Annotated in this window: 8 protein-coding genes; 1 reads left to right on the plus strand and 7 read right to left on the minus strand. The window is 47.2% G+C overall.

All coding sequences use genetic code 11. The annotated features are described in order from the left end of the window. From LU351_RS19700 to LU351_RS19710, 3 genes are all read right to left on the minus strand, one after another. A partial coding sequence (locus LU351_RS19700; RefSeq protein ID WP_232595809.1) for an RHS repeat-associated core domain-containing protein occupies positions 1–194 on the minus strand: 194 nt, incomplete at its 3' end. Between the two features lie 234 nt (positions 195–428). Further along, the gene (gene xerC / locus LU351_RS19705) at positions 429–1,418 is read right to left on the minus strand and encodes a site-specific tyrosine recombinase XerC (protein WP_232595810.1); all 990 of its coding nucleotides are present in this window, start codon (positions 1,416–1,418) and stop codon (positions 429–431) included. Positions 1,419–1,431: 13 nt separating this feature from the next. Next, a complete protein-coding gene (locus LU351_RS19710) occupies positions 1,432–4,521 on the minus strand; it encodes a CHC2 zinc finger domain-containing protein (protein WP_232595811.1) in 3,090 nt (1,029 codons plus the stop codon). A 117-nt stretch (positions 4,522–4,638) separates the two neighbouring features. Between LU351_RS19710 and LU351_RS19715 the strand changes: the two genes are divergently transcribed. Further along, positions 4,639–5,031: a helix-turn-helix domain-containing protein gene (locus LU351_RS19715; protein WP_232595812.1), complete on the plus strand. Its 393-nt coding sequence runs from the start codon at positions 4,639–4,641 to the stop codon at positions 5,029–5,031. 34 nt (positions 5,032–5,065) lie between these two features. On the opposite strand, the gene LU351_RS19720 is transcribed toward LU351_RS19715, so the two are convergent. The 4 genes from LU351_RS19720 to LU351_RS19735 form a co-directional block, all read right to left on the minus strand. Beyond that, positions 5,066–5,302: a hypothetical protein gene (locus tag LU351_RS19720; protein WP_232595813.1), complete on the minus strand. Its 237-nt coding sequence runs from the start codon at positions 5,300–5,302 to the stop codon at positions 5,066–5,068. Positions 5,303–5,946: 644 nt separating this feature from the next. Next, positions 5,947–6,513, minus strand: coding sequence for a DUF2059 domain-containing protein (locus LU351_RS19725; protein ID WP_232595814.1), 567 nt, complete (start codon positions 6,511–6,513; stop codon positions 5,947–5,949). After that, entirely contained in the window at positions 6,513–6,983 is a 471-nt protein-coding gene (locus tag LU351_RS19730) for a DUF6714 family protein (RefSeq protein ID WP_232595815.1), read from the minus strand. Before LU351_RS19730 ends, LU351_RS19725 begins: the two co-directional genes overlap by 1 nt. A 4-nt stretch (positions 6,984–6,987) precedes the next feature. Continuing rightward, positions 6,988–7,584, minus strand: a complete 597-nt coding sequence (locus tag LU351_RS19735) for an RHS repeat-associated core domain-containing protein (RefSeq protein ID WP_232595816.1) — start codon at positions 7,582–7,584, stop codon at positions 6,988–6,990. Positions 7,585–7,677 lie beyond the last annotated feature (93 nt).

A 7,677-nucleotide genomic window follows, 5' to 3' on the forward strand; every position in this document is an offset into this window, starting at 1 on the left:
AATCGGCCATCAGGGTCAAAATTATTTATTGGATTTTGGTATGCGTAACCATAGGTATTAATACCGCCATTTAATCCAATGGGGTCGGAGGTGATATATCTACCCAAGCTCGCATCATAATCCCGATGCCAGTTGTAACTTAAGCCTGTCTCTCCATCCGCATATTGCCCCGGAAGCATGACACCTGAAGCCATTCTACCGCTAAATCACTCGCAGCCCCGACGCCCTCTAGCTTCTAAAGAACTCACACCCTGACGCTCGGCCAAGATTTTTTGCACAACCCCCCGACGCGCTTTTTTGGCCAACAACGCCACACGCCGACACGGTTTTGCATCCTAAACACAGCGTAACACCAACGCAAGTTGAGCGCGGTTTACCGTGCCATCTTGTGGGGTGTTGGGTGTTTAAGTAATCAGGCTGGAGAGATTCTAATCGCCGAAGGACTCGATCAAGGCGGGATGAGTAGCGGAATGGATTTTCGATAAATGATCGATATTGACGTGGGTATAAATTTGCGTCGTGTTTAAGTCTGTGTGGCCCAGCAGGGCTTGGATAACTCGGATATCCGCGCCATTTTCCAGCATGTGAGTGGCACAAGCATGACGTAACAGGTGGCAACAGCCCACCTGAGTCACACCTGCTTCACGGAAGCGCTTTTTCACCATTTTTGACATGCCACAGCGAGTAAACTGCTCCCCATAATCGTTGATGAACAGGGCTTCATAGTCGTAACCCACGAGCCGAGGATGAGCTTCTTCCAAGTAGCGCTTTACCCAACCCATCGCCCGTTCACCCATCGGGACGAATCGGTCTTTTCGGCCTTTACCTTGCTGGATCAGTACCGCATTACGATGCTTATCGACATGATGGCGTTGGAGGTTACACACTTCCATGCGGCGCATGCCGGTGGCGTAGAGCACTTCAAGAATGGCCCGATCTCGCAAGCCATCCGGTGTTTTAATGTCTGGCTGTCTTAGCACTTGTTCTATTTCGTCTCGATGCAACACAATCTTGGGTAATTGTCGAGGCCGTTTCGGTAACTGCATTTCACTGGCGGGGTTGCTGGGAATGTGGCGCTCTCGGGTGAGCCATTTAAAGAAGGATTTTAACGGCGAGAGCATGACATTCTGAGAACTTAAAGACAGAGGCTCGCCGTTGTCTTTGCGGTAATAAAATAAATACCGTTGGTAGCGCTCTAAGATGGGTAAAGTAATGTCGCCGGGGTGATGTAAACCCCGCTCATCACACCACGCAATAAATCGACGCAGTGAACCGTCGCGACGTCTTAATGTATCTGGCGAACATTGATTAACGGTTTTGGCCCATTCCAAGTAATGCACCATGTACGGGTATAAACCGTTTGGGGCAACCTCCCGCTTACGATCAAAGCGTGCGTTGTGGCGTTTTTTACGAAGCATTTTTTAATTACCGCTACGATGATACTGCATTTACGATGTCGTTATTTTTTACAGCGAGATAATCATTTTCTGGCTCAACCCACGAGGTTTCTCTGTAAGCCTTACCATTCAAGGGCTGCGTGGTTTTTTCTGACTCCGCGATCCCCCCGCGATGGGGCCGCGATGACCCCGCGAACTCCGGCGATTCACCCCGCGAAGTGGTTGTCATAGTGTTATTTTTTGCTGACGTCGCGGTGTGAGTTAATTGCTCTACGTTTAATAATCCCAGCATAAACGCTTCACCGTCGTTGCCTTCGTTTTGATACAACAACTCATATTCGAAGGACTGACCACGACCACCGCGATGAGACAACAGATATTCCATTTCCATTAATCGCTGCATATGGGTTCTAACTTGAGTTTCACTCCAGCCGCAGAGTTCGCGCACATGACGGCGGCTAAAACGGAAGTCACTCTGTGCCAGCTGCTGGCTTTTGCACTCTTTTTCCACCCACGTTTGTATCAGCGTTAATAATTTTCTTGTCTGCGGCGGTAATTCATCAAGCGTTCTTCCGAGCACTTGGTGGGCTAATTGATTGGCCATTTCAATGTCATTGAGCGTGACTTCGAGATATTCCACGGTGTGGTCGCCTCGCGTTTCCGTTTTTATTTCCCGCTGGTATTGGTGCAATAACGTGATGGTTTTAATCAGCGTTAAGTACTTCATGTGGTCGCGGCGGGTTCTGGTTTTGTCGCTGAGGAAGGTTAATTGTTCGGCGTAGGGATTGACGATGGCATACGATTTTAACAACCGTTGCGCGTTACGATGCTGCTCGATTAACTCGTCACTTTCCGACTGCATAAACAAGCCATCCAACGTATCCGCGAAGCGTTGTCGTTGGTGGATTTCTTTTGTCTGAGTTTGGCTTTCATCCACGCTCAACACTAAACAGCGGTTTAATAATTCCTCATCAATGTCGATGGCCGTGGTCGTCATAAACAACTGGGCCGGGCCTTCTACCCGATATTCTTTCGTCACTAAATCGCCAGTGGCTTCGTCTTTGCCGGTGCTGGCGATGGTGACTTCACCTTCTGACTGTAAAAGTTTTAAGGCGTAGCTCGCGTTGCTGGCCCCTTCTTCTTCGGCGATGGCGAGGATTTTGTGTTTTAAGCTGGTTTCTCCGAGGTAATACAAGCTTTGCCCGGTCATGGCCGAGTATTGAATGCGCTCTTCGGGCGGCATCAGTTTTAAAATACTTTCCATCAACGACGACTTACCAGCCGCACTCGAAGACTGGATAACCACACCCAGTGGCCGGTGTAATTTCCGCGACACACACGCCAAGTAACCCACTAATTTATTGCTGTCTTCGCCGATCAAGCCGATGCGGTTAAAGTCGTTGGCAATGCGAGCCAGTAGGTGTTTATCGTTCAGTAACTGCAATGCCGCGCTTTTTTCTTCCGTGGTGATCTCTGGGAGTTTTGATTCTGGCTCGATGTTTTCCAGCGCACTTTGATCTTGCAAAGCTTCCAGTTTTAACAACACCTTGCCCAAGTCTTTTTTAATCACCTCGTCTTTCACACCCAGCTCAAGGTGTGCCTGGTTGATAAACACCTGGCGTTGCTTGGCGTTATAAAGTTCTAACGTGTCGTTGTGGAAGCCGTTGTCGTTAAACGCCATTAAATTAATTTTTAAATGGCTGTTGTCGGCGTTGGTCGTCAAGCCCCGCACTCGATACCCCCGACCACCGATGTCTAACAGGATTTGGTGTTCGGAGATTTCATAACGGATGCCGTCGTCCGGTGTTTGCGGTAACGGACTGGCGGCTAAAGGGGGAAGTTCTATCGCTTCGTTTTTTTCCTCTGCCACACCGTCAACTTCGGTTTCATTTTCTGGCTCTTCCACTTCTTCTGAAGCCGCTAAAAGAGAAGACTCTAATTCCTCGATAAATGCCGAGTGAGAATTTTCTTCCGTGACCTCCACCGCCATTTCTGTCGTAATTTCCGGTGGTTTTCCGTTGCCCAACCATTCCGCTTTTCTGATCACCAACTCTAAACTCTTGCGAGCTGGTGTCACTTGAAGCGCGTAAGAATTGGCGTCCATGCCTTGGGGAAACAAGATTCTAAAACAGTCGATGCCTTCGGCTTGCATCATCACGGCGTGCTTGTCGGCGCCGGTGTTACCGGGGTCGTCGCGGTCGTAAGCAATCAACACCCGTTTGATTCCGTAACGTTTAAAGGCGGCTAAATGGGAAGCGGTAAAACCCTGTGTGCCGTAGCTGGCGGTGACATTTCTAAAGCCGTGTACCCAGAAGGTCATGGCATCGATTAACGATTCACAGAGAATGATTTCACTCTGGTTTTTCAGGGCTTTTTCGTTAAAAACGCCATCGTGTGGCCCCGGTAAATACGTGTGTTTGGGCGTGCCTTTGCGCAAGTTGTCGAGTAATTTCCGCCCGTAAACTTCGGTAATCACACCGTTTTCATCGAACACCGGCACCACCAACGAGCCATTAAAATGCTCGTGGCCGCTTTCTCGTAAGATGCCGATCTCTTGAAGCTTGCCCCGCAATTCCTTTCCGGCTTTGCGGTTTTTTTCAGGCAGGTGATACCCCAAGGTGCGATTGGCAAAGCCAAGTTTGAAGTGCTCGATTAATTCCGCACTCTCTAACCCACGTTGACGTAAATAGTCTTGCGCTTCCGGGGATTGTTTAAAGGTGTCGTGGTAAAAATCGATGACCTGACGCAACGCCGTTTGGCTATCCGCATCCGCCGACAACGGCGCCGCTAATTTCGTCTTGGTGTTTTTTATTTTTGCACTCGTGCTGTTTTCTGCGATCACGCCCAAGTCTTTTTGCAACATTTCGCAGGCAAAGCGGAAGCTGACACTTTGGGTTTTCATCACCCAGTCAATCACCGAACCTCCGGCCCCACAGCCGAAGCAGTTAAATAAATTCGATTCCGGGCTGATGATGCACGACGGGGTTTTTTCTTCGTGGAACGGGCAACACACCGCGTAATCTTTCCCCTGCTTCACCAGTTCGAAGCCTTGGCTTTCAGCGAGGCGAACCAGTGAGATGCCGCTTTTTATTTTATTGATCACTTCTTCAGCGATTCTGGCCATTTTGCCACCCCATGTCCTAAAAACCCTGTCAATACCAAAAGAGTAAAAATAACTCTGTTGAAGATTACTCTTAAGAAGAGTAAAGTCAACTATAAATTCAGAAACGGGGGTTATGCTATGGCTTCAATCATTGACTGGACGCCACCGATGACAAGCACCGACAAGGCCCTGTACGAGGCAATGGGTAAACGTATTGCCACGCTGAGGAAAGAACATGGGTTCACTCAAGTACAACTCGCCGAAGCTATTGGAGTATCACAACAAACGTTGGCTCATTATGAAGTCGGGCGATTAAGAATGGCTGTGAGTACATTGCAAACACTCTGCCAAACGCTGGATGTGAGTATTGATGAGTTAGTGAATGAACCTAAAAAACCCAGTAAAAATAAGCGTGGCCCAACACCTAAACTACAACAGCAGCTGGAACAGATTTCACAACTGCCACGAACTAAACAGAAGTTTATTAGTGAGATGCTAGACGCATTAATTCAGCAACAGCAATCCGCTTAATTTTTTCAAAGGGGCGCAACGCGCCCCTTGTGCCTTACCAAGGCACCACTAAATCATCGTATTCACTCCGTATTTTTCGAACAATTTCCTGAAGATCATCGATGCGATCCCAGGCCTCAACCACACTGTAACCATCCGGGATAAAATCCATTCGATCTAACACGAACGCTGCCGCGATAATTTCGCCGGTGCTGGCGCCGGTTCTTCCATTTGTGGCTAATTCATTGGCGGTTTCGATGATCTTTCTTGCGACGGGTGGAACATTTACCATTGCCTTTTCTCCTCTTGAGTGGCGGTTTGTTTGCCGCCACCCGCCAGCGTCGCGCACAGGCCGGTCAAGGCTGCGCAGCACCCGCAGGGCTTGGCCTTGACCTGCCGAGCACGTCGCTAACCTAAAAAGGCAAGCAAGCAGACACGCGGGTGACGTTGCCACGGACATTGCCCCCTTTTGCTAAAGGGGGTTGGGGGATAGGAAATAGATTTTTTAAAAGCGGCTTTGCCGCCACAGAACCTGTTCCCCCTTGGGGGCTAGGGGGTAAACCAGCCGTGCGGCCAGCCCGAACCCTGCCCGCTTTATTGCTGCGGTTTGCGCGATTGTTTTTTACAACGTGCTAACGAACGGATGACCACTGAACGTGACCCACTTTGGCGGGTAGGGTTTTAGGGCGGGGAGACGTGCGCAGCACGACGGGGGAGGCACGGCTTGGAAAGGGCTATGGAGTATGGCGTGACGCTTGCCCACTGCGAGGATTTTTTAGCGGCTAAAAGGGGAAGTGATGACGGTGCTAATAAAAATGCCGCTGCGAATTTGCAAGCGGCATGACATAGGACAGAGCAGCCTTATTGACTATGCAGTGCGCAACGAAGTGCAGCGCTGCCCGAAGCCGCATTGCGGCGGAGTGGCGATGTGTCCGATTATGGGGAAGATTGAATGCGCGGACAATTACAGTCTATAACCGCCTGTTTAAGTTCTGTGATGAATTCATTATAAGCATTTTCAATTATCGGTGTTCCAAGCTTCTGGAAATGAGTAGTAAATTCAGCTAATGCTTTCTGTGATGCCGCTATATCTTTTTTTCCAATTTCAGATGTGTAAAAAACGATTAGTTGATCTAACTCCTCATCCGTAAAGTGTTTTCCGTAGTGCTCCATCCAAACAGAAACAAGTTCTGCTACAGACCATGGATTAGTAACTTTGCCCATATATGCATTGAATGCCAGTTCCATTCTCACTTTGTATTTCTCATTAAACTGTAAGTTTTTAGCTGTTTGATCCATTATTTGTAATGCAACACTCTCTGATTGCACCCTAGCGACCTCCAATTGCTCCTCAAAAATCTTAAAAATACCTTGTACATCCATAAGAGTTTGAATTTTTTCTTCTCTAGAATCTGCGACAACAGAATTTGATATAAAAACAAGTGCCACAGAAATCAATAATTTTTTCATTTCTTTCTCTCTAATTAATTTTTTAAAGCTCATTATTCGTCGTACTCAGCCCAGATATTTTCGTATGCTAGTGAAGCTTGAAATGTATCAACGTGATTTTCTGCTTCGATTACAATGTACTTTAAAAATGAAGCGATGACTCTTTTTTGTTCAGCCGAAAGAAAACCCCAATCCCGAGTTTTTGCTAAAGTGAATATAGTCGCATCTATTGCTGCCGAAGCTGAACTATCAAAATACTTTAAAGAAAATATCATAAAAGAAGGTATCGCAAACCTGAAGCCATCATCATCCATAAAAGATAATGAATGGTAATGCTCATCGATAACATCATCAGGTATTAACTTCCAGTTATCGCGAACGTCCTTTTCTCTCTGGGAACCTTTTATTTCTTCAGAAGAAAAATCATCTATGGCATTAGCTTCAAAAACTCCAATACCTTCACCTAAACATACATTTTTAAATGCTTTTTCAATATCTAAAATTAATGATTCTCGATCACACATTATCTTATAACGCTCCAATCAAGGCATCACAGTTTTGAACATGAGACCAAGCAGAGCCTGTTTCTGATTGATGATTTTCATCGCCACCATTCCAGCAACGTTGAATACTAATAGTTCTGGCCCTAGCTAGTCGTAGCCAACTAGCTTTTCTATCATTTAATTGCCACTTGCTCATTCCAGGCCTACACGCAGCACCAACACCTGTAAACTTGTTCTTAATTTCCTTTTTTGCATCCTGAACATCTTTATTCAATTTATCACAATCCGGATCACCAGACGGCGTACCTGGACAGCTTTGGCTTTGTAATTGATTATTATTAGTTCCAACCCACCATGCAGTGGCTAAAGATGCGGAAGCACCCAATACTTCTATAGCAGCTGGAACGGCGGGAGCTGCAAGAAAAACTGCTTCACCTGTTGGATCAAATTTATTTATCGGATTCTGATGAACATACCCGTAAGTATTCGGCCCATCATAAAGACCTAAAGGATCACTCTGAATATATCTACCCAAGCTCGGATCATAATCCCGATGCCAGTTGTAATTCAGGCCAGTAATTTCATCCTCATATTGCCCCGGAAGCATGACACCTGAAGCCATTCTACCGCTAAATCACTCGCAGCCCCGACGCCCTCTAGCTTCTAAAGAACTCACACCCTGACGCTCGGCCAAGATTTTTTGCACAACCCCCCG

The organism is Marinibactrum halimedae (assembly GCF_021234875.1).
Lineage (GTDB): Bacteria > Pseudomonadota > Gammaproteobacteria > Pseudomonadales > Cellvibrionaceae > Marinibactrum > Marinibactrum halimedae.

Coding starts and splice junctions, on each gene's coding strand:
- LU351_RS19710 (WP_232595811.1), bottom strand. CDS start 4,521: ATGGCCAGAATCGCTGAAGAAGTGATCAATAAAATAAAAAGCGGCATC.
- LU351_RS19725 (WP_232595814.1), bottom strand. CDS start 6,513: ATGAGCTTTAAAAAATTAATTAGAGAGAAAGAAATGAAAAAATTATTG.
- LU351_RS19720 (WP_232595813.1), bottom strand. CDS start 5,302: ATGGTAAATGTTCCACCCGTCGCAAGAAAGATCATCGAAACCGCCAAT.
- xerC (WP_232595810.1), bottom strand. CDS start 1,418: ATGCTTCGTAAAAAACGCCACAACGCACGCTTTGATCGTAAGCGGGAG.
- LU351_RS19730 (WP_232595815.1), bottom strand. CDS start 6,983: ATGTGTGATCGAGAATCATTAATTTTAGATATTGAAAAAGCATTTAAA.
- LU351_RS19735 (WP_232595816.1), bottom strand. CDS start 7,584: ATGGCTTCAGGTGTCATGCTTCCGGGGCAATATGAGGATGAAATTACT.
- LU351_RS19715 (WP_232595812.1), top strand. CDS start 4,639: ATGGCTTCAATCATTGACTGGACGCCACCGATGACAAGCACCGACAAG.